At 67.2% G+C, this 24,231-nt stretch carries 16 protein-coding genes; 11 read left to right on the forward strand and 5 right to left on the reverse strand.

The window, feature by feature from the left end; all coding sequences use genetic code 11:
- From QHF83_RS04965 to QHF83_RS04975, 3 genes are all read left to right on the forward strand, one after another.
- Nucleotides 1–1,308, forward strand: a complete 1,308-nt coding sequence (locus QHF83_RS04965) for a monooxygenase (protein WP_282416604.1) — start codon at nucleotides 1–3, stop codon at nucleotides 1,306–1,308.
- 251 nt (nucleotides 1,309–1,559) lie between these two features.
- Nucleotides 1,560–1,928 (forward strand): hypothetical protein, encoded by a 369-nt coding sequence (locus tag QHF83_RS04970; protein ID WP_282416605.1) that lies wholly within the window; start codon nucleotides 1,560–1,562, stop codon nucleotides 1,926–1,928.
- Nucleotides 1,929–2,123: 195 nt separating this feature from the next.
- A complete protein-coding gene (locus QHF83_RS04975) occupies nucleotides 2,124–4,364 on the forward strand; it encodes a UvrD-helicase domain-containing protein (RefSeq protein ID WP_282416606.1) in 2,241 nt (746 codons plus the stop codon).
- Here QHF83_RS04975 and QHF83_RS04980 read toward each other — a convergent pair.
- From QHF83_RS04980 to QHF83_RS04990, 3 genes are read right to left on the reverse strand one after another with little or no spacing between them, the layout of a single operon-like run.
- Nucleotides 4,358–6,019 carry a hypothetical protein gene (locus QHF83_RS04980; protein WP_282416607.1) on the reverse strand — a complete coding sequence of 554 codons (1,662 nt, stop codon included), beginning with the start codon at nucleotides 6,017–6,019 and terminating at the stop codon, nucleotides 4,358–4,360. The two genes, QHF83_RS04975 and QHF83_RS04980, sit on opposite strands and share 7 nt — an antisense overlap.
- A 25-nt stretch (nucleotides 6,020–6,044) precedes the next feature.
- The gene (locus QHF83_RS04985; protein ID WP_282416608.1) at nucleotides 6,045–8,408 is read right to left on the reverse strand and encodes an ankyrin repeat domain-containing protein; all 2,364 of its coding nucleotides are present in this window, start codon (nucleotides 8,406–8,408) and stop codon (nucleotides 6,045–6,047) included.
- Nucleotides 8,409–8,440: 32 nt separating this feature from the next.
- Complete coding sequence (locus QHF83_RS04990; RefSeq protein ID WP_282416609.1) at nucleotides 8,441–8,950, reverse strand: hypothetical protein; 510 nt, start codon at nucleotides 8,948–8,950, stop codon at nucleotides 8,441–8,443.
- Between the two features lie 83 nt (nucleotides 8,951–9,033).
- On the opposite strand from QHF83_RS04990, the gene QHF83_RS04995 reads away from it, so the two are divergent.
- The 3 genes from QHF83_RS04995 (at nucleotide 9,034) to QHF83_RS05005 (ending at nucleotide 12,215) form a co-directional block, all read left to right on the forward strand.
- Nucleotides 9,034–9,543, forward strand: coding sequence for a hypothetical protein (locus QHF83_RS04995; RefSeq protein WP_282416610.1), 510 nt, complete (start codon nucleotides 9,034–9,036; stop codon nucleotides 9,541–9,543).
- Between the two features lie 32 nt (nucleotides 9,544–9,575).
- Nucleotides 9,576–11,102 (forward strand): mechanosensitive ion channel family protein, encoded by a 1,527-nt coding sequence (locus QHF83_RS05000; RefSeq protein ID WP_282416611.1) that lies wholly within the window; start codon nucleotides 9,576–9,578, stop codon nucleotides 11,100–11,102.
- Between the two features lie 102 nt (nucleotides 11,103–11,204).
- Nucleotides 11,205–12,215: an SDR family oxidoreductase gene (locus QHF83_RS05005; protein ID WP_282416612.1), complete on the forward strand. Its 1,011-nt coding sequence runs from the start codon at nucleotides 11,205–11,207 to the stop codon at nucleotides 12,213–12,215.
- A gap of 1 nt (nucleotide 12,216) precedes the next feature.
- On the opposite strand, the gene QHF83_RS05010 is transcribed toward QHF83_RS05005, so the two are convergent.
- Both QHF83_RS05010 and QHF83_RS05015 read right to left on the reverse strand, forming a co-directional pair.
- Nucleotides 12,217–12,711 (reverse strand): hypothetical protein, encoded by a 495-nt coding sequence (locus QHF83_RS05010; RefSeq protein WP_282416613.1) that lies wholly within the window; start codon nucleotides 12,709–12,711, stop codon nucleotides 12,217–12,219.
- Entirely contained in the window at nucleotides 12,702–13,400 is a 699-nt protein-coding gene (locus QHF83_RS05015) for a hypothetical protein (RefSeq protein WP_282416614.1), read from the reverse strand. Before QHF83_RS05015 ends, QHF83_RS05010 begins: the two co-directional genes overlap by 10 nt.
- A 106-nt stretch (nucleotides 13,401–13,506) precedes the next feature.
- On the opposite strand from QHF83_RS05015, the gene QHF83_RS05020 reads away from it, so the two are divergent.
- The 5 genes from QHF83_RS05020 to QHF83_RS05040 all read left to right on the forward strand — a co-directional run bounded on the left by QHF83_RS05020 (nucleotide 13,507) and on the right by QHF83_RS05040 (nucleotide 23,857).
- On the forward strand, nucleotides 13,507–14,265 hold the full coding sequence (locus tag QHF83_RS05020; protein ID WP_282416615.1) for a hypothetical protein: 759 nt from the start codon (nucleotides 13,507–13,509) through the stop codon (nucleotides 14,263–14,265).
- 81 nt (nucleotides 14,266–14,346) lie between these two features.
- Nucleotides 14,347–16,095 (forward strand): hypothetical protein, encoded by a 1,749-nt coding sequence (locus tag QHF83_RS05025; RefSeq protein WP_282416616.1) that lies wholly within the window; start codon nucleotides 14,347–14,349, stop codon nucleotides 16,093–16,095.
- Between the two features lie 152 nt (nucleotides 16,096–16,247).
- On the forward strand, nucleotides 16,248–22,742 hold the full coding sequence (locus QHF83_RS05030; protein WP_282416617.1) for an RHS repeat-associated core domain-containing protein: 6,495 nt from the start codon (nucleotides 16,248–16,250) through the stop codon (nucleotides 22,740–22,742).
- Between the two features lie 8 nt (nucleotides 22,743–22,750).
- A complete protein-coding gene (locus QHF83_RS05035) occupies nucleotides 22,751–23,215 on the forward strand; it encodes an SUKH-3 domain-containing protein (RefSeq protein WP_282416618.1) in 465 nt (154 codons plus the stop codon).
- A gap of 186 nt (nucleotides 23,216–23,401) precedes the next feature.
- Entirely contained in the window at nucleotides 23,402–23,857 is a 456-nt protein-coding gene (locus QHF83_RS05040) for a hypothetical protein (protein ID WP_282416619.1), read from the forward strand.
- The last annotated feature ends 374 nt before the right edge of the window (nucleotides 23,858–24,231 follow it).

Raw genomic sequence — 24,231 nt, forward strand, 5'->3', positions numbered from 1 at the left:
ATGCTTGCTTTCGACGGTGTTCGGATCGCGTGTGTGCTCGTTTCGCTCGGTGCTCTGGCGGGCTGCACGAATGGCGGGAGCAGCGGCGGCCCAGGCACGCCCGCGGCGGGGGGACCGACCTACCATCGCGACATCAAGCCGCTCGTGGATACGAAATGCGGCAATTGCCACGCCGAGGGCGGCGTCGGCCCGTTCGCGCTCACGACGTACGAGGAGGTGCACGCGATGCGCGGCGCCGTCGAGGCCGCCGTCGTGGCGAAGACGATGCCGCCCTGGCCCGCGGACAACGATTGCAACGAGTACCTCGGCAACAGGTCGCTCACGGACGAGCAGATCGACACGATCTCGCGCTGGATCGCGGACGGGGCGCCCGAGGGCAACCCGGCGGACGCGCCGGTGGAGGTCGAGGATACCGCGCAGACGCTCTCCCGCGTCGACCTCGAATTGCCCATCCCCGAGGCGTACACGCCGAAGGTCTCGCCCGACGATTACCATTGCTTCTTCGTCGACTGGCCCGCGGACGAGACGACGTACATCACGGGCATGGGCGTCGAGCCGGGGGAGAGGTCGATCGTCCATCACGTGATCGCGTTCGTGGCGAAACCCGACAAGCTCGCGGATTTCCAGGCGCTCGACGATGCCGAGCCGGGCGTTGGCTGGACCTGCTACGGCGGCCCCGGCGGCGGTCCTTCGTCGGCGGGCTGGGTCGGCGCGTGGGTGCCCGGCAGCGTCGGCGCCGATTACCCGGCGGGCACGGGCATCGAGATTCCCCCGGGCTCGAAGCTCATCGTGCAGATGCATTACAACACCTCGGCGGCGGCGGCGGTGCCGGATCGGACGAAGCTCCTCGTGCGTACGGACAAGACCGTGGAGAAGAAGGCCGCGATCATGCCGTTCACGAAGATCTCCTGGGTCACGCAGCAGACCATGACGATCCCCGCGCACACGAGCGACGTCATGCACGAGTTCATGGCCGATCCGTCGGGGTACGTGAACATCGCCACGGGCGGCGCCCTGCCGTCGAACACGCCCGTCAACATCTACACGGGCGGCTTGCACATGCACACGCGCGGCAAGAGCGCCTCGCTCCGGGTCGTGCGGGGCGACGCGGAGGAGTGCCTGGTCGATATCCCGTCCTGGAATTTCCACTGGCAGGGGTCGTATGCGTTGAAGGCGCCCACTCGCTTCGAGCCGGGCGATCAACTTCATCTGAAGTGCACCTGGGACAACACCGAGATGTACGACATAAATTGGGGCGAGGGGACGAACGACGAGATGTGTCTCGGAACGGTCTACGTCAGCGAGTGACCGCACCCGGACGCGCGATGCCCTACGGGGAGCTACGGCGATCGCAGGCTCCCTGATCATCCCGAGCAGAAGACGGCCGCCATTGCCGGATGGTTCCGACCTCGGGGATCTCTATTCATTCGCTTGACTCCAAACGATTCTAAGGGATCCTCGAAGGGTTCGCGGCGTGCTTCGCGCCTAACTTCCGCCGCGAAATGGATTGTCACCTGGGGCCTCGAAGGGTGCTCGAGGTTCCACACAGGAGTCACGCCATGGGTTTTGCGAAGCTCGGGATGGTGTCGGTCGCTTGCTGTCTTTTTGCGATCGGCTGCGTGGCCGATCCCGACGACATCATGTCGATCGAATTCACCGGTTCGCAGTCGTTGAGCGCGGAAGACAACCCCGAGCTGCCCGAGCCGCCGACCATCCCGGCCGATGCGCGGTGCGGAAACAACCTCCAGAAGGTGCTCGTCTGCCACGTCCCGCAGGGCAATCCCGGCAATGCGCATACCATCTGTATCGGAGAGCCTGCCGTGGCACATCACCTGGCCAACCACGAAGGTGACAGCATTGGCCTCTGTCCAGGGGAGGAGCCGGGCGAAGAATACCCCGAGTACCCCGAGTACCCCCCGAAGCCGTAGCTCGGCGCGAGGTGGGCTTCGGCAGGGGGCACGTCGGCGCGTGACGCTCGCGGCTTCCGCGGCTCGCGGCGTGCCCCCTCGCCGACGCCATATATCCTAGCAAAAACATTCTTGTTTTCAAGTCTTGCTGGAACCGGGCCTAACCCGTAGTTTCCGCCGCGCCGGTGACCTTTTCGTCATCAGGCGGGAGGGAGCATGGAAGGTACGGGCGAAGGGCCCTTTTCCAGCGGACCCGGGCCTGTCGTCGCCGAGGAGCTTCGCCTCCTCGCGCGGACCCACGAGGCCCTCGCAGAGGCGCGAGGCCCTCGCCGCGGCGCACGGCCGGACGGGGAGGGCCTGCGCGCGCTCCGGGACGAATGGAACACGGCCGGCGAGGAGGACCGGCCCGCATTGCTCGCGCAAATGCACGAGGAGCGGGCTCGGCTGGAGAGGGCGCGCGAGGATCGTTTTCCGGATCCGGCGGCGCCTTATTTCGCGCATCTGCGCGTTCGTGTGGCAGGCCGCGTGCGGGACGTCATGCTCGGCACGGCTCCGCTGCTCGACGGCAAGCGCGGCGTCACCATCGTGGAATGGCGGAAATCGCCGATCGCCGAGGTGTTTTTCTCGTGCGAGGAGGGGGAGGACTACGAGATCGAGGTGGACGGCCGCGTCATCGAGGGCAAGGTCGAGGAGCGGCGGCTGCTCACGTTCGAGGGCGGCGCGCTCGCGAGCATCACCGTCCCGGGCGGCGTGCTGCGGCGCGAGGGCGATACGTGGCGCTTCGAGCCGGGCGCGTGGGCTCCGCGGCTCGTCGATCCCACGTCCCCGCGGCGGACGCCGGAGACGCGCAATCCGTTCATCACGCTCGACGCCGAACAGCAGGCCCTGGTCAATCGGGAGTCTCGCGCGCCGCTGCTCGTGCTCGGCTCGGCCGGCTCGGGGAAAACCACGGTGGCGCTCCACCGCGTGGCCGCGCTGCGCAAGCGTTTTCCGGACGTCTTTCCGGCCAAACGTATGCTCGTGCTCGTCCCCGAGCCGGGGCTCCGTCGTCTGTCCGAGCGGATCCTCGAAGGACTCGCGGTGGAGGGCGTCCTCGTCCGCACGTTCGAGGACTGGATCCGCGCCGAGGCGCGCCGCGTGTTCTCGTGGCTCCCGCACCGTGAGCCGCCGGATCCGCCGTTCGCCGCGTGCCGCTTGAAACGTCACCCGGCGCTCTTCGCGGCGATCGAGCGGCTGATCGACGAGGACACGGGCGCCATTGCGCGCAAGCTCGATCGTCTGCTCGGCTTCCGCGGCGCGCTGCGGAAGGCGCTCGAAGCGCGGAACGAGCCGATCCTGTGGGACCGGCTGCGGGCGATCGAGGCGGGTTTGGGGAAAGAAACGCCCGGCGAGAAGGGGCGGCTCCTCTGCGAGGCGCTCGCCGAGGAGCAGGACAAACTCGCGCGGGTGCGAGGCGATCACCGGAGGCTCGTGGGGGATCGGGCGTTGCTCGCGCGTGTGGTGGATGCGTCGGACGGCGATCTGCCGGCGGGGATCGTGGAGCAGGTCGCGGCGCACACGAAGCAGCAGCTCGCAATGACGAGCGAGGAGGCGTATGCGCATGTGGACGCGGACAGGCTCGCCACGCTCGACGGGCGGACGCTCGACGCCGGCACGCCCGAGGAGACGTCGGATACGGTGGACGTGGAGGATTATGCGATCCTCTTCGAATTGCTCCACCGCCGGACGGGCGCGAGCGCGACGAAGGCCGGGGCGCTGTCCCGGTACGCGCATATCGTGCTCGACGAGGCCCAGGAGCTCGCGCCGATCGAGCTCCGCGTGATTGGACGCGCGCTCGATCCCGAGGGCAGCGTGACCGTGGCCGGGGACGCGGCGCAACGAATCGATCGGTCGGGCCATTTCCGCTCGTGGGAGGCCGTGATGGCGGCGCTCTCCGTGCGGAGCGAGCCGGCGTTTCTGGAGACGTCGTACCGTTCGCCGCGGCCCGTCGTGGAGTTTGCCCACGTCATCCTCGGCGCGGACGCGCCCGCCGAGGTCCCGCATGCGCCGCGGGAGGGCGCGGACGTGCTGCGGACGATCGTGCCGGGCGAGGGGCACGCCGCGGCGGTCCTTTGCGAGGCGCTCCGGCAGTTGCGCGCCGACGATCCGTATGCGTCGGTGGCGATCATCGCCCGCGACGAGCCTTCCGCGCGGGCCGTGCACGAGGCCGTCTCCCGGGGCATGCCGTGCCGCCTCGTGCGGGACGGAGATTTTTCGTTCGGGCCAGGGATCGAGGTGACGGAGGTGGCCGAGGTGAAAGGCCTCGAGTTCGATTACGTGATCGTGCCGGACGCGAGCGCGAAAATTTGGCCAGACGCCCCGGATCATCGGCGCGCGCTCCATGTGGCCGTGACGCGCGCGATGCGGCGGGTGTGGATCGTGTCGCCCGGGGAGCCTTCGCCGATCCTGCCTCAGTGAAGGACGGGCGGCGCGACGGCGGGCTCTTCGGCGGCGCCGAGCCGGAGGTTCATCTGGAATCGGATCGGCCCGAGCACGACCTCGGGGGGCGGGACGCGGAGGAGGTGCTTTTCGAGCTCGTCGAGGCTCCCTGCCGCGTCCTCCGGCCGGACGCCGAAGCGGAATGAGGTCGTGCCGTCCGGCCGCACCTCGCATTGGATGTACATGTCGCCTGCGGTCTCGTCGTCCTCGAAGAAGGACGTGACCTCGTCGAGCAGCGCTTTCGTGTAGGTGGCGAGCGGCTCGGACTCGACGCGCCGTTCCATCACTTCGGAAACCGTCAAGAACGCCAGGTTCTTCACGAGCGGTGGCCCGTCCGCCGTCATTGGCTCGTCGCTCGGGCCGAAGGCCGCCCATCCCCCGGGCATGTGGGATTCGAGCGGATCGGCGAAATCCGGGTCGAGCTCGGGCGCCCAGACAATCGAGAGATCCATCTTCTCCTTGTCCGTCGCGCGCACGGAAAAGGACTCGCCGGCCGCGAGCGCCTTCCGCATTTGCTTCCACGTCTCGTCGCGCAGGAGAACCGCGAACCCGTCCTCGATCGTGGCGGCGCCATCTTCCGCTTGCTGGGGCACGAAGGCGAGGAAGTTCGCGGCGACGCACGATCCCGAGACGTTGGGCTTCCCGATGGCGGACGGCGCCGTTTGTCCAGGCACCCATTCGAAGCAAGCATCGGCGCTCGGATCCGGACCGACGAGCAGGGCCATCGGCGTCTCCGGGGGCAAGGTCTCGATCGCCTTGAGCGCCCTCGCCGCGCCTGGCCTGAGCTGCAGCACGATCCCACTCTCGCCGAGGGTGACCGTCTGATCGACCAGGCCGCCGGGCCCCTCGCGCTCCGTCCGCGACGCCGGCCGGCTGAGGCGACGCACCGAGGCGCCCATGACGCGTAGCCTCGGGAGCTTCGTCAGAAAGCTATCTTCCATCGTCTCCGGTGAGCAGAGCGCGGGACGGTCGCGGTCGACCCACGGGGCCGTGGGGAAATACCGATATCGTTTGCCCAGCGTCGTCATCAGCCGGACCACGCCGAACTCGCTGGCCACCGCTTGCTCCTCGCCCGTGACGATGAGGGCGGTGAGCGAGGGGGCCGGGATCCGGATGCCCGGGTAGATCTGCGGCTGCGTGTACACCACGCCCATGGTCTTGCCCCGGCCGACGAGCGGCGTGTCGGTACCGAGCAGGCTGTAATCGCCGACGTCGACGAGCCGTTTTTCCGAGGCGAGCTGATAGAAGGTGCCATACAGGCCGAGCAGCTCCGGCGGATAGGCGTCGTCCGCTTCGCCTTTTCGCCGCACGACGGTGAATACGATCTCTTTCTGACCGCGCGACCAGAGCCCGTCGCTGACGTACGTCCAGCAAGGCACGGGCCCCTCCGGCCCATCCATTTCGTGCGTGTAGATGCGGACGACGAGCTCGCCGGGGAGGACCTCCTCCACGAAGACCTTTCCTTGCCGGGTCGCCGTGCCCCTCGACGCAGCTTTCGGCGCCTTCTTTTTCGCCCTCGGTTCGTCCGGTGGCAGAGGCGGCGAATCCTCGGCCTTGGGACGCGTGACGAACCAGGCCATGCCGGCGACGACGAGGACGAGGAAAACGATGGTTTCGAATGTGGAGAGACCCATGGAACCACCCCCGCGAACGATGCCGTCAGTAGAGAAGCTTCGCCGCCTCGGCGAGCTCCGCCGGCGAGAGCACGCTGTTCGCCGGCACCGGCCCGTGGCCGAGCAGGTAATCCACGGCGCGCAGCCCCTTCGTATCGGCCGCGTATTTGTCGGCGCCTGCGTCGAGCAAGAGCCGGATCATCGGCAGCGACCCGCGCGCGGCCGCGTACATGAGCGCGGTGCGCGCGTCGTGCCCGAGCAGCGGCTCGGTCGTCTGGAACGTCGTCCGATCCACGGCCGCGCCGCGCTGGAGCAGGATGCGCGCGGACTCCACGCGGTTCTGCTGCGCGGCCGCCATGAGCGGGGTTTTTCCGAAATCGTTCGGCGCGTTCGGGTCGACCACGAGATCGAGCTCGCGCTCCTTTCCGGGCTCGACCGAGATCTCCCAGAGGACCGGCAGCGCCGCGGGATTCAGCACCGCCATGTGCACGAGCGGATCCATGCCCGTGATCTTCGCGCATGCTTGAAATGGCAAAAGGCTCGCGGCGTTCTTGGTTTCGCCGGCCGCGATGAACACGCGCAGGTCCGCGGCCGACGCGCCGTCCACGACACGCTTGCGCAAGGAGAGGGGCGGCGGTTTGTCGCCACATGAAGCGCCCCAGACGACCCGGAAGAGCCCCGTATGGGCGGCCCTCTCCGCCTCCTTTTCGTCGAGCCCGCGCGTCTTGTAATGCGCGACGAGCTTTGCCTTCAGCGGCTCCGCAATGCGCAGGAGATTCTGGTAGATGGCGCGGCTCTCGGGCGTCATGTACGACCACGTCTCGTAGGGCCAGGCCATCGGGGGCGCCTCGCCTTCGAGCAGCTTGCGCGGGTTCGTCCGCATCGTCTCCGCCTCGACGTTCTTCCCGCTCGCGAGCGCGAAGCGCATCGTGCCGCTGAAGTTCCAGAGGAACTTGCCGTCCGCCTCCTCGGCGGCGTCGATCCATTGCTCGAACTCGACGTCGGGAAACCCTCGCACGAATCCGCGCCCCCAGCCGCAGCCGGAGCGGGGGAGGAAGTTGTCGCGGCTGGTCCCGTAGAGCGGCTCGGTGGCGTCGACGAGCTTGGGCCGCGCCACGAGCACGGCGCAGGGGATCGCATAGAAGGACGAGGTCGTCTCCGCCGCGGTGGACGAGGAAGCGAATCGGAGGAGCCCGAGCAGGCTCTCGTCGGTCCCGTCGTAGTCGCGGCGCTCGAACAATGGCTCCTCGATGAGCAGCTCGTCGTTGTTTTTCTTCGCCGCGGCGGTGCTCGCTTTCACGACCTCGCCGAGGAGTTTTTTGATTTTTGCGTCGCGCGCGGCCGATTGCGGCCGGAACGTGTGCAAGAAGAGCGCGTAATCGAGCTTGCCCACGACGTCCTTCTTCGACGCCGCTTCGAGGGGTTTCTCCGCCGCGTCGGGGTTTTCCCCCATGAACACGATTGCCGCGTCGCGATCCCACGGCGGCGCCGGCGCGGCCGGCGTGGGCTCGATGGCCCTCGACCGGCGTGTCTCCGGCTTCCGCGGCTTCCGCACCGCGGCGGCGGACTCGCCTGGATCCTTCGCGAAGCGCTCCATCAGTTCGAAATCGAGCTCGTGTTTTTCGGGCGTGGGGCACGAGAGGAGCGGCCCCGCAGCCTGGCCGAGCCGCTTCGCGGCGGCCTCGACGAGCGCGCGACGGCCGAGGATCGTGCGGCAGGGCAGGCGGAGCCAGGTGTCGTCCCGGAAATGATCGAGCGACCTGAGGAGCATCAGGTCCGCCCGGTCGAACAGGTCGTAAGCGTCGTCGTAAACCTTGTGCCCGCTCTCCATGACGAGCGCTGCGTCGACGAGCCGCATCGTCGCCGCGAGCTGTAGCATCAAGCCGTCCGGGCCCTTGGGTTTCTCCAGGGCCAGCACCGAGACATGCTTCGTGTACGTCTCGATCTCGTGCCCCTTCGGGGTGGACGCCTTTTCACGCCCGCGCTCTCCCAGCGCCGAGCTGACCTTTTCGTCGAGCCGTGCCTTTGCCAGCGCCGCGACCTTCGCGAGCGCGTCCGCGGCGGCGGGATCGGAGGCGAGCACGACCTTGTACGCCCCGACGAGCGCTTCGAGCGGATCTGCCTCCACGCCGGCGGGCAATTTCACGGGCTCCTTTCCGTCGGCCACGCGTTCGAGATTGCCCTGAATGCGCGCGAGGACGCGGCGCGGCTGGTCGTATTCGCCGGGCCGCGGTTCCGGGGGCGCGGCGATGGGCGCGGGCGCGGGCGTGGACGTGGAGGCCGACGCGGACGCATCCGGGGACGGCGGGCCGGCTGCGGGTTTGTCGCAAGCGGCGACGAGCCCCGCCGCGAGGACGAGCGAAGACCACGAGGCGAACGCACGCGCGCGCTTGCCGAAGGCGAGCAACATGGGGGCATCCTACACGCCGCCGCGCGCGGATGTCAGCGTCCCACGACGAACGCGACGAGCGCGGCGAGCGCGACGGCGATCGTCGCGTACGTCGCGGCTCTCCACGTGTCGAGCGGCGAAGCGCCGACACGCGGCGGGGCGGGCTCGATGCGCGGCGCTTCGGTCACGGCGGGCTCGCACCACGTCACGCCCGCGCTCGCGGCGGCGCCCGCGCGCGCTTCGAGGTGCAGCTGCGCGATCCCCGCGCCGTCTTCGCCGAACGGCCGCAGGATCCGCAGCACGACGCCGCCCTCGAGCTCGCTCGGCAAGCGCAGGCGCACGAGGCGCGTCGTGGGATCTCCCGGGACGCGATGGCCGCCGCGCCGGCCGCACCCGTCGCAGCCGCCGCCGTCGCAGCGGGCGCAGGCGACACGCGCGGGGATCACGACCTCGATCACGGCGCCGGCCCAGCCGGCAGGCACCTCGATCACGAGCCGCCCGCGTGGCTTGTCGCAGGCGTCGAGCGCGGCAGGATCCAGGACGCGGGAGAGGGCCTCGCCCATCGCCCCCATTCATGCCTCGAACCGGTCCCCAGGGGAAGAAAGATCCTGCTGGCTCCCGGCGGAGCCGATGTATGCTGCGCGCGATGAAGCAAGCCGTCGCTCTTTCGATGGTCGCCCTCGGGCTCGCGCTCGCCGCGGGCTGTGGCGCCAAGGTCGTCGTGGACACGCCTGGCGAAGGAGCGGGCGGCGCCGGCGGGACGAGCCAGTCCTCGTCCGACGGCCCGGGGACCATTACGAGCGTGGGGCCCGGCTCCAGCGTGTCGAGCGTCGGCCCCGGCCCCGGCCCCGGCGGCCCGAGCGTGGTGAGCAGCATCTCGAGCGGCCCCATGACCTGCGACAACCAGGGCGATTGCGGGTTTTGTGTCGAGTGCGCGACGAGCACGATCTGCAACGGGCTCTGGACGAAGTGCCTCGCGCTCCCGGCGTGCGAGGGCCTCCTGAATTGCCTCCCGAGCTGCCAGGATCAGCTCTGCTTCGACAAGTGCCTGGAGACTTTCCCCGACGGGATCGCGCTCTACAACGAGACTGCGATCTGCCTCGTCTGCCAGGGCTGCTTCAACGATTGCGACGGCGCGAGCCAGGGCTGCCCCTGAGGGCGCCGTACACCTGAATTCCCTTGCAAGCCATGAGCCCCGAACCCCGGCAGCATATCCTGCAAATCCTCGGCGCGGGCGCGATCGGCATTGGCATCGGCGCGGCCGTGCTCCTGCTCTGCGCGATCGCCCTGCCGCGCGCCGAGCGAAAAGCCACGCTGCGCACCCCGCTCGTCCTCCTCGGCCTGCACGCCGTGACCGTGCTCGCCCGGCTGCCCCTGCCCGAAGGGAAGCTCGAACGCGGGCTGGAAGTCCTCGGTTTATTTTTCCTGCTTCTGTCGCTCGCCCGCGCGCTCTTCGTGCTGATCGTCGACGTGGTCGTCAGCGCGCGCCTGTCGAAGCCGCTGCCGCGGATCATCCGCGACATCGTGCAGGGGCTCGTCTTCCTCGGCGCGGTCGCCGTCGTGCTGCGCGAAGTGGGCGTCGAGCCCGGCTCCTTGCTCACGACGTCGGCGCTGCTCACGGCCGTGATCGGCTTGTCCTTGCAGGAGACCCTGGGCAACCTCTTCGCCGGGCTCGCGATCCAGGCGCAGACGCCGTTCGAAGTCGGCGACTGGATCGGGATCGACGGCGATCCGAAGCTCATCGGACGGGTGGTCGAGATCAACTGGCGCGCGACCACGGTGCTCACGCTGGAGCAAGTCGAGCTCATCATCCCGAACGGCGTGCTCGCGAAGACGACGATCCGCAATTTCACGAAACCGACGAACGTCGCGCGGCGCACCGTGACGGTGCAGGCGCCCTACGAGGTCTCCCCGCGTCGCGTCGAGGCGGCGTTGCTCGAGGCGGTGCATGAAGTCCCCGGGATCCTCACGCAACCGCCGCCCGCCGCGCAGACGCGCGACTTCGTCGACAGCGGCATCCAGTACGTGGTCAACTACTTCATCGAGGATTTCGCGCTGCGTGATCGGATCGACTCCATGGTCCGGCACCGGATCTGGTACGCGTTCAAGCGCGCCGGGATCTCGATTCCGTACCCGATGCGCACGGTGCACACGCACGCGGTGACGGCGGAGTCGCGCGCGGAGGAGACGAAGGAGGACACGGCGCGGCGCATGGCGGCGCTCGGGGCGGTCCATTTCCTCGCGCCGCTGCCCGCGGCATCCCTCGAGCGGCTCGCGGCGCTGTCGCGCACGTGCCATTTCATGCCCGGCGAGGCGGTCATCCGGCAGGGCGAGACCGGCAGCGAGCTCTTTCTCGTGCAGAAGGGCGAACTCGCGGTGATCGTGGGCCGCGGGGAGGGCGGGAGCGTCGCCGAGGTGGCGCGCCTCGGCCCCGGGCAATTCTTCGGTGAAATGTCGCTCATGACGGGCGAGAAGCGCGTCGCCACGGTGAAAGCGACGACGGACTGCGAGCTCGTCGAGGTGGGCAAAGCCGCCTTCCAGGAGGTGCTCGCCGCGGATCCCCGCCTCGTCGAGCAGATCACGCGCGCCCTCGTCGATCGCCAGATCGCCCTGGAAGAGAACCTCTCCGCGCGCGCCTCGCGGAGCACGCGGGCCGATGTCGACGCGAAGAGTTCGGCGCTGCTCGCCAAGATCCGGCAGTTCTTCCAGATATGACATTTCGCTGAACGTCGGGCCTGGTCGCCCGTTCGTCGCGGTACGCGGTTTGCCCTCATGAAAGCCAGGGAGGGAGCCGTGGCGCGATTTCTACACGGGCGCATGTCGCAAGTTTCCGCGCTGGCCGGATTGGCGGTGCTGGGTTTGTCGTTCGGCTGGCTCGCTCGTCGGGCGCGCGCCATCAGCCTGCGAGGCAAGGTCGCGGTCGTCACCGGCGGGTCGCGGGGGCTCGGGCTGCTCATGGCCGAGGAGCTCGTCCGGCAGGGGGCGCGCGTGGCCATCTGCGGGCGAGATGGGGACGCCGTGGACCGCGCCACGAAGCTTTTGCTCAGCCGGCACGGAGCGGACGTGCTCGGCGAGGCGCGGGACCTCGGGGATCCGGCCGAAGCGGCCGCGTTCGTCGACAGCGTGGTTTCGCGGTTCGGGCGGATCGACGTGCTCGTGAACAATGCGGGCGTGATCCAGGTGGCGCCGCTCGACATGATCGACGCGGCGAAGATCGATGAAGCGATGCGCTCGAATTTCTGGAGCGCGGCGCACATGACGTTCGCGGCGCTCCCGCACCTCGGGCCGGACGCGCGTATCGTGAACGTGACCTCGGTCGGCGGCCGCGTGCCGATGCCGCACATGCTCGGCTATACGGCCTCGAAATTCGCGATGGTGGGTTTTTCGGAGGCGATCGGCGCCGAGCTCCGCGCGCGCGGGACGAAGGTGACGACGGTGGTGCCGGGCCCGATGCGGACGGGCTCGTTCTACAATGCGGAGTTCCTCGGGCGGCAAAAGGAGGAGTTCGCCTGGTTCAGCGTGCTCTCGTCGCTGCCGCTGCTCTCGATCGACGCGAAGGTCGCGGCGAGCCGGATCATCCGCGCGGCGCGGGAGGGGCAGCGGGAGGTGCACCTCGGGCTCGTGGGGCGGATCTTGCCGGTGCTGCATGGCCTCGCGCCGCGGCTGTTCGGGCTGATCTCCACGGCGATCGCGCGCCTCTTGCCGCCGCCGGGGCATAGCGTGGAGCGGTGGAGGGGGCGGGAGATCGACTCGACGTTGCACGGGTCGCTCCTGCTCGAGCTCGGGAATCGCGCGGCGCGGGAGAACAACGAGGAGCCGCCGGTCTGAGTCATTTCGGTTGCGGCTTTGCCCGCGCCTTGCGGCGAGCCTCGCGGCGTTCGTGGCGCTCGCGAAGGGGCCGGACGAGCTCCTCTTCCTCGGACAGGATCTTTTTTTCGAGTCGTTGTTGAAACGCGCGCCCGTAGGTCCAAGGCACGCGCATGGAAAACCCGGTGACGTCTTCGTCGAACCCTTCCCATCGAACCGGAATCCCGCTCTGTTCGAGCTTGTAGTGAATGCCGTCAATGGCATTTTGGAGCGCCGCCATCGATTCGTCACTTTTTCCAAACAGAATCGAGTCGTCGCCCAATCCCAGGATGACGAAGGGGCATCTCCACACATTGTCGCCAGGGGGTAATTCAGGACAACCGATGCGGACCACGACGATGCCCCCGACGGCATCACGTCGCTCGAGACGGCGCTCGGCGACCCAGCGCGTTTGTTTGGTTTTTGATGTGGTTTTTTGCGGTTTGGCCATTGTTACTTTCCGAATTTTCACCTGCACCAGCCGCGCTTCTCTTCTTCACTCTTCAATGTTTTGGACCAGCAGTCTTGTCTGTCGAGTTTGTTCGTTATCGAATTGCACAGATTCTCCCAAAGCACACCGCCCCCCGCGGCGGCGTCGAGGCAGCGATTCAAGTTCGGCTTGGGCCGCTTCCGAGCCATCTCCGCAGCATCCTTGCTGACCTCCAGCGAAGCGGCCATCACGATGAGGATGGGCCCCGCTTCGATGACGAGGTCGGCGAGGGCGACCGCCACGACCACGAGCGCACCGGGGTGCCCGACGAGCCCACGCTCGGCCGCCGTCTGCCCGTTCGCAGGCGCCGGCGACGCGGACAGGCGCAGCTTGCGCACCCTGAGCAGGTCCTCCGGGACGGTCATGCCTCGCAGCGCGATCCGCGTGCACCCTGCGAGATCCGCGTGGGGCACGCCCTTCGCCTCCACGTCGACCACGCGGCCCTCTTCGTCCACCTTCACCGTGAAGTCGAACGTGTAGTACCCCCGGGGAAGGTCGCCACCGAACTCCTCGACGCATTCTCGCAGGCGCTCCGCGGTGGCGTCCGGCACACGCGGGCGGTCGTCCTGCTGCGCCAGTTGTCTGACCGTGGCCCCGCAGCCGAGGGGCACGAGCGCCGCCGTCGCGCAGCCGAGGAGCCCGAACGAGAGGAGGTTACGCAGGCGTGGAGGCGTCACCACCAAAGGCGATCAGACCTTTCGGCTTCTGTCAACGTGGCGCGTGTTTGCCCTCACGTCCGACGGGCTGGACATGGCCATCCGGAGCCCGTAGGCTGCGGCACCTATGTCTCGTACATTCACCCCTGTTGATCTCGTCCAGCTTCCCCGCGTTGATTCGAATGGCGCCATCGCTCTCGCGAGCGCCGTCGAATCGGCCGCATCCAAGTACAACGACCTTCCTGCGAGCGTGACGGAGGCCGTCGCTCAGATCGTCGCGGATCGCATTGTCGTCCATCAGGCATTAGCAAAGACACCCGGCGGCCTCGTCACGGTCAAGGAAGCGGATCGCCGCGTGGACAAGGTCGGCGGCGCCCTCCACGACATCTGCGCGGCGTGGGCTTCGCTCGCGGAGTTCTTGCCGCAGGGGGAGGACGCGCAGGTCCTCATGGATCGCGTCTTCGCCGATGGCCGGAAGTTCGTGAACCTGAAGGTGAAAGAGGAGTGGGCGGCGGTCGAGACCAAGCTCGCGACCATTGACCGCGAGGGGCTCGGCGCATCCATCGACGCCATTGGCGCGACGCCGGTCCTCGGGCTGCTCAGGCAGATGCAGGCCGTGTATGGAGCCGTCATCGGTACGACGGAGGTCCCGGAGGAGGCGCCGGAGGTACGCGAGAGCAAGGATACCCTGCTCGATTCGATTCGCGCGTACGTGATCCAGGTGGCAGGCACGATCAAGCGCGGCAAGCCCGAGACGGCCGCGCGCGCCGACGCCTTGCTCCGGCCTGTCCGCGAATGGGAGAGCACGAAGCCCAGCAAGGAAAAGGCGGGTAGCGAGGAGGCGCCCGCGGGCGGGGCGTCCGGTCCTGGTACGAGCGAAGGCTGAGGTTCTAAAGGGACTACGCGCCCGGCTCGTTACGCGTTGACACGCGTCCGTACCTGTGCTGGGGGGAGTTTCCCGTCCCCCATGCCCACCCCGCATACGCGCCCCCTCATCCTCGCTCTCTTCTGCGCCATCCTCTCCTGTGGCGGCCGCACCGATCTCCCCCTCACGATCACCTCGGGCGACGATGAGCCCACAGCCTGCGTCCCTTTCGTGCCGGTCTCCTGCTACACCGGGCCAGCGGGCACCGAAAACGTGGGCATCTGCGCGAGCGGTCTTCAATCCTGCGACGAGCATGGGAAGCCTACCGGCGTCTGCATCGGGCAGACGACCCCCATGGTCGAGCAGTGCGACGCCGAAGGGCGCGACGAGGACTGCGACGGCCAGATCAATGAACCGGACGCCCACTGCTGCGGCGACGGCGTCCTCGCCTTCGGCGAAACCTGCGACGACGGCAATGCCGATCCGACGGACGCCTGCACGCCGCTTTGCATGACGCCCTTCTGCGGCGATGGATTCCTCCAACGGGACCTCGGGGAAGAGTGCGATGGAGGCCCCTTGTGTTCGCCCTGGTGCAGGCACCGGAAGCTCGTGAGCTCGGGCGGCGGATTCACCTGCGCGGTCCTTTCGGATGAAAAAGCCCGCTGCTGGGGCAGCGCTTCGGATGGCGCGATCGGCAGCGAGGGGACCGAGAATCTGGGTGATGAACCCGGCGAGATGGGTCATCACCTGCGCGCCGTCGAGCTTGGGGAGGGGGCGCGGGTCGTCGAGGTGGTCACTGGCGGATCGTTCAGCTGCGCGTTGCTCCGCGATGGCCGTGTCAAATGCTGGGGCACCAAATCGCACGGCGTCCTCGGCCTTGGTCTCGGCAAAGCCGTGGGGAATGAGCCGGGCGACATGGGCGACGCGCTTCCCTTCGTGAATCTGGGGACCGGCGCGACGGTGAAATCCATCGCGGCGGGTAGCACGCACATCTGCGCACTGCTCGCGGACGGACGCGTCAAATGCTGGGGAGACGGGTTCCGTGGCGCGCTCGGCCTGGGTGACACGGAGGATCGCGGAGACGACCCGGCCGAGATGGGCGACGCGTTGCCGGCTGTCGACCTGGGTGCCAGCGCGGTCGTCCTCGCCATCAGCGCGGCCCAATATCACAGCTGCGCGCTGCTCACGTCTGGACACGTGAAATGCTGGGGGAGCGGTTCCCTGGGCCAGCTCGGAACCGGCAACAAAGAGACGCGGGGGGATGACCCCGGCGAGATGGGTGACGCGCTTCCTGCCATCGACCTCGGGAACGGCGCGAAGGCTCTGGCCGTTGCGGCCTGGGGCAACCACACCTGCGCGCTCCTCCACGATGGTCGTGTCAAATGCTGGGGCAGCGGCACCGACGGATCGACTGGGCAGGGGGATACCCTCCACAGGGGAGACGAGCCCGGGGAGATGGGCGACGCATTGCCAGCCGTGGACCTCGGAGTCGGCGCGACGGCGACCGCAATCTCAGGCGATTGCGTTCTCCTCGACGGCGGGCGCGTGAAGTGCTGGGGCTACAACGGGTATGGCACGCTTGGTCTCGGAGACACGAAGGCCCGTGGTGACGAGCCGGGGGAGATGGGCGATCACCTCCCATACGTCGATCTCGGTGCCGGCGCCGTGGCCGTAGCCGTCGTCCCACGCGGTTCCCACACGTGCGTGATCCTCCAGGAAGGTCGTATCAAGTGCTGGGGCGGAAATATACTTGGACAGCTCGGGCTCGGCGACCACGAGGACCGCGGTGACGAGCCCGGAGAGATGGGCGACGCGCTTCCCTTGGTGGATCTAGGTGCAAGCTTGTGGTGAAGCCGTCTGCTCGCGAGAGCGTGGCAGCGTCGGCGCGAAGCGTCGGTTGAACTTATCCACTTCCAGCGGAGAGCAAGATTTGGCCATCCGTCCACATTGACCGATGTAAGCGACCGACTATCCCTGCGCGCCATGGTCGCCCCCCGCGTCTCATGGCGTACTCCTGGAAAGCACATTCTCCCCTCTTGTTCTTTGTCGCGGCTGTATTGGCGACGGGCGCTTGCACGGGGCATGGCGAGCCCAGGCTCGAGGAAGCCCGCCTGGCCCAGGAGGGACCGAATGACCCGGGACCGACACCTGGCCCAACGCCGGATCCGAGCTGTCCCACGTCGGGACCGGCGTTCCCCGCGGACCTGACCTCGTCCACCGAGCCGTCCGACGCCGGCGCCATTGCGGGATCGTTCAGCGTTACGGCGACGGGGGACGCGCGATACGTATTGCCGCTCGAAGCCGCTCCTGGGCGCGCAGGGATGTCGCCCAGAATTGCGCTGGAGTACGACGGGTCCGGGGACGGGGCCGTGGGGTTCGGCATTTCATTGTCCGGATTTTCAAGGGTGACGCGTTGCCCGAAGAACCAGGCGGATGATGACGCGATCGCGCCGATTGCGTACGACGACAAGGACCCGTTGTGCATCGATGGGCGGCGGCTCGTGAAGGTCGGCGAGGGCGCAGGCATCATCGAATATCGTACGATCCCCGAGTCCTTCACGAAGATCCTCGCCTTCTTTCCGACGGGTTGGGATCCCGCGCTCGGACCGTCGAGCCTGCGCGCATACACGAAAGAGGGGCTCACGGTCGATTATGGAACGGCCGACGATAGCAAGGCAATTGCTTCGAATGGCGCGGTTCGGGCGTGGTGGGTGGCTCGATCGACGGATCGGAGCGGCAACTGGATCAAGTTCGCCTACCACAACCATAAAAATGTGGAAGATCCGGCGCACCCCTATACGACCGAGATCTTGCCCGATCGAATCTCGTACACGGGGCACCCGAATTTGCCTCCCGCGCGCTCGGTGGTGTTCGTGTACAACGAGCGCCCGGCGTCGCTCGTGCGGACCACGTTCACTGGCGGGATGAAGCTGCGAACATCGCGGCTGCTCTCCAAGATCGAAATGCGGGCACCGCTCGATACGATCGTCCGGCAGTACGAGCTCGCCTATACGCCTAGCTCGACGACGGGTCGGAGCCTGCTCACCTCGCTGAAAGAATGCACGGCGCAAGGCCTCTGCAAGCCGGCGACGCGGTTCGGATGGAACACGCCGCCAACCGGGTTCGACGATGTCCCGACGGAGCTCCCGGACCCCTTGTACGAGAGCACTTCCGTGATCACCACGGATCTTGAAGGAGACGGGCTCGACGACGTGGTCATGGCCGAGGCTGAGCCGGACACCGGAGTGCCGGTCACGTACTTCTACACAGCCAGCCCCTTCGCCGCTAAATTCAAGCGAGCGTTCTTCAGCGACATCGACGTGTACCCCACGCCGATCGTGGAGCGCGGCACCCCGATCGACATCGACCACGACGGGCGGCTCGATCTGTTCCTGCACGACATGAACGGGAATGCGACGACGTGGAAGGTGCTCCGCGCGCAGGCCGATGGCACCTTCGACCTTCATAATACCGGCGTCTCGCGGCCGTTCCCCGGTAGCCAACCCATCCCGACCGGCCTTCGGGGCCCCGAAGCCTCCGCGCACCTCGCGGACATGAATGGCGATGGGATGGCGGACCTCGTCACGTGCACGAAGGCGCCGGTTCTCTACGCGTGGACATATCGCCCGTGGGCGCCCACGCCGGGGGGCTTCGCCGCAGCGACCGAGGTCATTTCGACGCTGGAGATCCAGCCCTGCAACTCGGATCTCTACACGGTCGACGTAGATGGAGACGGAAAGAGCGAGCTCGTCGTACCCCGCGTGGAGATCCAACCGGACGGCTCGCCGCAATTCATCAATGAGTACGATGCCGTCACGAGGCGGGGGCCCGGGAACTTCGCGGCCACAGCGCAAGACCTCCCCACCGTGCCGCCGGGAGGCGGAATGTTTTTCCTCGACGTGAACGGAGACGGCTTGCCCGATGCGATCCAAACGGGCTTCTCGGAGGCCCAGCCCCGGACGTTCTTGAACACGGGCGCAGGGTATTTGCAAAGCGTGAGCGCGCTGCCGGGCGTCCTGCTCCCGTCGGATACATTCGCGCGGCTCGGAACGCCCATCGATTTCGATGGCGATGGGCTGCAGGATTTGCTGATCCCGTTGAACCATTCCGCGGGCGGAGTGCCCCACTGGTCGGTGTTGCGGTCGCGCGGGGATGGGACGTTCGAGATCATCGATGTCGCGAGCAGCATTCCGTTCGACGCGCTCCTCACCCCGGATGGGGTCACCATCGCACATCCGTCCGGGGCGCGGGTAATGGAGGCGAACGGAGACGGGGCCAACGACGTTCTCCTCCCGATTGAGGAGAATTTTCACGTGTTCTTGAATCGCGCAGCGCACGTGGACACGCTCGCATCGGTGACCGATGGAATGGCGCGCCACCAGCCCGGCGATCCGGATTTCGAGCCCGGCGTGGCGATCAAGTACGCGACGCTCGCGGATCCGAGCGTGTACGAGCGGGCGGAGGGCTGCGAGTACCCCGTGCGGTGCGTGGCGGGGCCCCGGCGGGTGGTCGCAGCGTACGAGGTGGATACGGCGGGGAAGGAACCGCGTCGCTACGAGCTGCATTACAAGGATGCGCGCTTCCATCGCCTCGGCCGTGGTTTCCTCGGCTTCGCCGAGCGGGTGGTGCGGGACGTGGCCAAGGATGCGGGGCGGATCGAGGTCTACGACAACAAGACGTACGATCCGAGTTTTCGCACCTTTCCCTTTGCCGGGCAGCCTACGCAGGTGATGCGGTGGGCGACGACGCGGAGGACGAACGACGTCACGGTCGAGCTTTCGTTCAGCTCGATCATGCATCAATTGATGCCGTCGAGCGGGGGTACCAGTTATTTCACGATGCCGGTGTATCGCCGGGAGCGAGTGGAGCAGGGGGAGCTCCATCTGCTGGTCCTGGCTGCGGACTTCCAGGGGAGCTTCGAGGTCTATACCAAGGCCGCGTCTGGAGGGACCGCAGATACGACGCGTCTCTCCGAGTCGATCCACATGCTCCTCGACACGGACGACTTCGGCAACGCGCTCGCGGAGAAGACGCTCGTCGCACGGGAGTTCAACCTCTTCAGCGGCACGCTCGAATCGCAGGCAGAAACGCTCGAGGAGGTGACGCGGACGTTCGAGAATGACACGGCGACATGGCAAATCGGACTCCTGGAGACCCAGGAGCATTGCAGCACGGCCGGTGGACGGACGCTTTGCCGTGCGGCGGCACGAACGTACGATGGAAGCGGTCGCCTGTCGGGGATGACCGTCAGTTCGCCCGGAGATCCAGACTCGAGGGTGGACGTTTCGTTCGGCCGGGATGTCTTCGGCAACATCACGAAGACCGTCGCTCGCGACGCGTTCGAGGGGCGACGTGCGACCTGTACAGCCTACGAGCCGGAAGGCATCTTTCCGTACGTGAGCGGTAACGCGAAGGGGCACCTGAGCTTCGCGAAGTTTCATCCGGGGTTCGGCGCTCCGCTCACGGTGATCGATCCGAATGGCCGCGCCACGCAATGGGCGCTCGATGGCTTCGGGCGGGTCGCGAAGGAGAAGAAACCGGGGGGAGTCGAGACGACGACGACGATCCTGCGCAACGCGGCCAACGTGATCCGCGTGCGCACGACCACGCCGGGGTGGGGGGCTGAAGAGGTCGAGCTCGATCGCCTGGGGCGCCCGATCCGGCAATGGACTCGGGGGTACACGCTGGCCGGCGTGCTCGGCCCAAGAACGCTACACGAAATCACATACGACTCGCTCGGGGAACACGTCGAGCGTGTCCTCGTGCCCACGGCGGAGACGACGCCCGAGGCCAATCGGCATTACCACCGGTTCGAGCGCGACGGCCTCGGCCGCGTCACGAAGCACTTCTCTCCCTGGGGGGGCGTGACGAGGACGCAGCACGAGGGCTCGCAGGTGTGGAGCTTCGATGCGCGTGGAGGGCACACGGTCACGCAGGTGGACGGTCTCGGCCGCATCGTGAAGGTCCTCGACGCCAAGGACCAGGAAACGACGTATGGATACGGACCGTTCGGTGGGCTGTGGACGGTCACGGAGCCCGGCGAAAGCAATAACAGGACGACGACCATGGAGCGTGACGCGTTCGGACGCGTTCGGACGCTCAACGAACCGGACCGCGGCACGACGGTGACGCGTTACAGCGGATTCGGCGAGTCCTGGTGGACGCAGGACGCGCTCGGGCGGGAGACACTCTCACAACGTGACGGCCTCGGGCGTGTGACGAGGCGCGTCGACGTCGACGGGGAGACGCTCTGGACGTGGGACACGGCGCAGAATGGGATCGGTGCGATTGACGAGGTCCAGAGCCCGAAGGGCCACACCAAGCGGTGGAGCTACGACGGGGCGGGGCGACCCATCGCGACCGAACTCGGCATCGGTGTGGAGACGTTCACGATCGGATTCGATTACGACGCCCAGAGCCGACTCTCGAAGGTCACGTACCCCGAGGCGGCCGGGGTGTCGTTCGAAATTCAAAACGTGTGGGACGACGCGGGGCACCTCGTCAAGGTACGCGAGGTCGGCAGCGTCGTGGATACGTGGGCGATCACGAGCGTGGACGGCGCCGGCCGGATCACCGGGGAGGTCTTCGGCAATGGTGCCGAGACGACGCGGGTCTACGATGAATCCCGGGACCGGATCGCCTCGATCCGAACGACCACCGCGACAACGCTCCAGCAGCTCTCGTTCGGGTACGACGAGGTGCAAAATGTCACGCGGCGCGAAGATTCGCGGAACCTCGTCCCACAGATCGAGACGTTCCAGTACGACGAGCTTCAGCGCCTCTCGTGCGCGGCATTCGACGGGGAAGCTCCCTGCGCGCGGTCGTGGACGTATCACGCCAACGGCAACCTTCTGTCGTCGCCCGGCGCAGGCGCGTACGACTACGACCCCGCCCGCCCGCACGTGCTCTTAACCACGCAGCTCGGTGCGTACGTGCACGATGCGGTGGGCAATCAAATCGGGCGGCCGGACGCGACGGTCGAGTACACGGCCTTCGACTTGCCGAAGCGCCTGATCTTGGCCAATGGCGCCGGGGATGTGCTGTTCGACTATGACGGGGACCAGCAAAGGATCCGGAAGACGGCCGGGGATCTCGTATCCGTCTACGTGAACGAGCTCTACGAGCGGGTGACGAACCTCGCCACGGGGGCTGTGGAGCACCGTTACCACGTCAAGTCGGGCGAGCGGACGGTCGCCGTCGTGACGCGCTCCGGAGCCGCGACGACCCGGCGGTATTTGCACGTCGATCACCTCGGCTCCGTGGATGTCGTCTCGAACGAGATGGGGACGGAGGTCGATCGGCGGAGCTATGATCCGTTCGGCGCGCGGCGGAACCCGCAATGGGGAACGCCGCCCGCGGGGCCCTTCTCGTCGGAGACGTCGCTCGGGTTCACCGGGCACCTCGGGGATGAGGAGCTCGGGCTCGTGTTCATGCGCGGTCGCATGTACGACCCGAAGATCGGGCGGTTCCTCACGCCGGATCCGCTGGTCGCGAACGCGTACTCTGGCCAGAGCTGGAATCCGTTTTCGTATGTCGAGAACAATCCGCTTACGTTCACGGATCCGAGCGGATTCAGACCGGAGGGCGCTGGGCGCCCCGACAAGCCGCCTACGGTCTGGATCATCGGACAGCCGCGCGCGACTCCGGTGACGCCCTTCCTCCTGCCGTCGATCGAGTCGGTCGCGTTACGAACGCCGTCGGATTTCGGCACGATCGGCACCACGACGGCCTTTCGCGCGGAGCCTGCGCCCGGGGGCGGAGAGCAGGACAGGAAGGACGGCTGGGACGTCGCCCTGGACGCGCTCGGCGGGTTCGCTTCGGAATGGGCGGAGGACATGACCGACACGGCGATCACCGGCGCGGCGATCCTCGCTGCCCCGAGCTTCTACTTCGCCTACAAGGGTTTCCAGCTCTGGACCGGCGTGATATCCACGGGCGTCGATGGCTACGAGGAGGGTGGCCTTGCAGGCGCAGCTAAGGCCCTGTTCGGGATGCTCAATCCGCTGCGGAGTGTGGGTGAGCTGAAGGACGCGGTCGATCGAGGAGATTATGGGGCGGCGGGGGCGCATGGGTATCACGCGATCAAGATGGTGGTGCAGACCGTTGCGGGCGGGGTGCTCGTGGGTGGAGCGCGGGGGCTCGCGAGGGGCGCAGCGGATAGTGCTCAGGCGCTCCGTCCGCGTCCCACCACGGTGGCGGCCCTCGAAACGCGCCAGGGGACGTTCACCGGAGTGAGTGGGTCAGCGCGGCCGTTGCACCGTAGGGTTCAGGATGCGCTTGACGCCATTCCTCAGTCCCAACGCTCGCCCTTCCATGGTCGTTGCGCTGAGCCTCAGTGCATTTCGGGAGCTCTCGAGGCTGGCGTCAATCCCGCTGGGGGTATCATGACGGCGGCTCGTGTGCGTGCGCCTGGAAATGCGAATCACGGAACTGCAATTCCGGCGTGTCCTAGCTGTGCGAAGCTTCAGGAGGCGTTCGGGATCAAGTCGGGGGAATAGAGGGCGATATGGTCGAGTCTCTGGAATGGTCTGCAGAAACCGAAGCACGACTGATGGCCGCCGGATGGCACAAAGATCGCAAAGATACGCAGCGCGTTGCACAGTGGCGGCGGAAGCTGGAAAAACCAAACGGGTTTCGAATGTCGGTTGCGGCCGAAAAAGCTCTGGAGGAGTTTGGCGGTATTCGTGTGGACTGCCAAGGGCCCGGTCTCGAGTGCGCCCGGGGGGGCTTCGACTTGGACCCGGAGCTTGCGAGCGGCGAAGAGGACCGGTTCGGCGCCTTCCAGGATCCGGTGGGGAGTGATCTCTTCCCACTGGGCGAGGCATACAATGGTGAGGTGTTTCTCGCAATCGATGGCGTCGGCCGCGTCTATCTTCTCGGTGACAGGATTCAACTGGCTGGGGCCAATATCTATAGCGCGCTGGACTCCATCTTGGTGGGGCGCTTGCCGAGGGATATCGCTGGGGCATAGCCTGTGTCATATGCGGCTTCACGGATGGCGGGTTTCCTTTGGGATGCTCCGGCCCATCCGCGAATGGGAGAGCACGAAGCCCAGCAAGGAAAAGGCGGGCAGCGAGGAGGCGCCCGCGGGTGCAGCGTCCGGCCCGACCACGAGCGAAGGCTGAGGTTCTGGAGGCGCCGCGCTGGAGATTGGAAAATGAATCACCGATATCCGGACGGCCTCGACTGCGCGTGGATCACCTCCGATCGAAATGGCAACATCGGCGCGTTCTTCACGGCGGGGGTCGGTCCGATCCCGACGCATGCCCTCGACCAGGCCGCTCTCGCCGTTGAAGACATCGAGGAGCGGCTTTGGGATCTCCCGAGCACCTCATCCGGTCGACTCCTGGTGACCGTGAAGCGCCCTGATGACTTCATCGCCATGGCCGAGCGTGGGTTCTTCGTTTACGACTGGAGCGACGTCCATCGCGTGTCGCGTGACATGCTCCATGCGTACGAGGCGATGGCTGTCCCCCTTCGTCCCATCACGACCCGCGCGTTGCCCGAGGACCTTGCGGTGCTTTCGGTGCACCTGAGGTTGAGCGAGGTGGTCTTCGCTCATGAACGGCTGGTGGATGTCCGCAAGTACCTTCCTTGTCGGGAGGTCGCATGAAGCAATACTTCAAGCACGAGGCCGAGTCCGAACTCGGCGTGTGATGGCAACGCCCCATCGAGCCCCTTCGAGGCTCCTCCCCCTCTCCCGACATCCACCGCCCACCCCGAACAGGGTCCTCTCTCCTAAACCCTCACCATGCCGAGGCCCCGCGTGGGGGTTTCCGTCAGGCTCCTCCGCCCCGAAGCCACCCTGTGCCTGCCGGCCCTCTTTCAATCGACAGCACATGACGGCCCCGGGGGTGCCTCCTGCTTCCAAGTTCGGAGAGCCGAGCCACCCAGGGGCGGGCGCCCGTCCCTCCCTGCATGACGTCTCCCCACCCTGAGGCAGGTCCTTCTCGCGAGACAGACAGAGCAAGAGCACCCCCTCCCAGG

This window comes from Polyangium sp. 15x6 (assembly GCF_029960785.1).
Taxonomy (GTDB): Bacteria; Myxococcota_A; Polyangia; order Polyangiales; family Polyangiaceae; genus Polyangium.

Excerpts from the sequence above, each read along its gene's own strand:
- QHF83_RS04965 (WP_282416604.1), top strand. The coding sequence starts at position 1 with ATGCTTGCTTTCGACGGTGTTCGGATCGCGTGTGTGCTCGTTTCGCTC.
- QHF83_RS04970 (WP_282416605.1), top strand. The coding sequence starts at position 1,560 with ATGGGTTTTGCGAAGCTCGGGATGGTGTCGGTCGCTTGCTGTCTTTTT.
- QHF83_RS04975 (WP_282416606.1), top strand. The coding sequence starts at position 2,124 with ATGGAAGGTACGGGCGAAGGGCCCTTTTCCAGCGGACCCGGGCCTGTC.
- QHF83_RS04980 (WP_282416607.1), bottom strand. The coding sequence starts at position 6,019 with ATGGGTCTCTCCACATTCGAAACCATCGTTTTCCTCGTCCTCGTCGTC.
- QHF83_RS04985 (WP_282416608.1), bottom strand. The coding sequence starts at position 8,408 with ATGTTGCTCGCCTTCGGCAAGCGCGCGCGTGCGTTCGCCTCGTGGTCT.
- QHF83_RS04990 (WP_282416609.1), bottom strand. The coding sequence starts at position 8,950 with ATGGGCGAGGCCCTCTCCCGCGTCCTGGATCCTGCCGCGCTCGACGCC.
- QHF83_RS04995 (WP_282416610.1), top strand. The coding sequence starts at position 9,034 with ATGAAGCAAGCCGTCGCTCTTTCGATGGTCGCCCTCGGGCTCGCGCTC.
- QHF83_RS05000 (WP_282416611.1), top strand. The coding sequence starts at position 9,576 with ATGAGCCCCGAACCCCGGCAGCATATCCTGCAAATCCTCGGCGCGGGC.
- QHF83_RS05005 (WP_282416612.1), top strand. The coding sequence starts at position 11,205 with ATGTCGCAAGTTTCCGCGCTGGCCGGATTGGCGGTGCTGGGTTTGTCG.
- QHF83_RS05020 (WP_282416615.1), top strand. The coding sequence starts at position 13,507 with ATGTCTCGTACATTCACCCCTGTTGATCTCGTCCAGCTTCCCCGCGTT.
- QHF83_RS05025 (WP_282416616.1), top strand. The coding sequence starts at position 14,347 with ATGCCCACCCCGCATACGCGCCCCCTCATCCTCGCTCTCTTCTGCGCC.
- QHF83_RS05030 (WP_282416617.1), top strand. The coding sequence starts at position 16,248 with ATGGCGTACTCCTGGAAAGCACATTCTCCCCTCTTGTTCTTTGTCGCG.
- QHF83_RS05035 (WP_282416618.1), top strand. The coding sequence starts at position 22,751 with ATGGTCGAGTCTCTGGAATGGTCTGCAGAAACCGAAGCACGACTGATG.
- QHF83_RS05040 (WP_282416619.1), top strand. The coding sequence starts at position 23,402 with ATGAATCACCGATATCCGGACGGCCTCGACTGCGCGTGGATCACCTCC.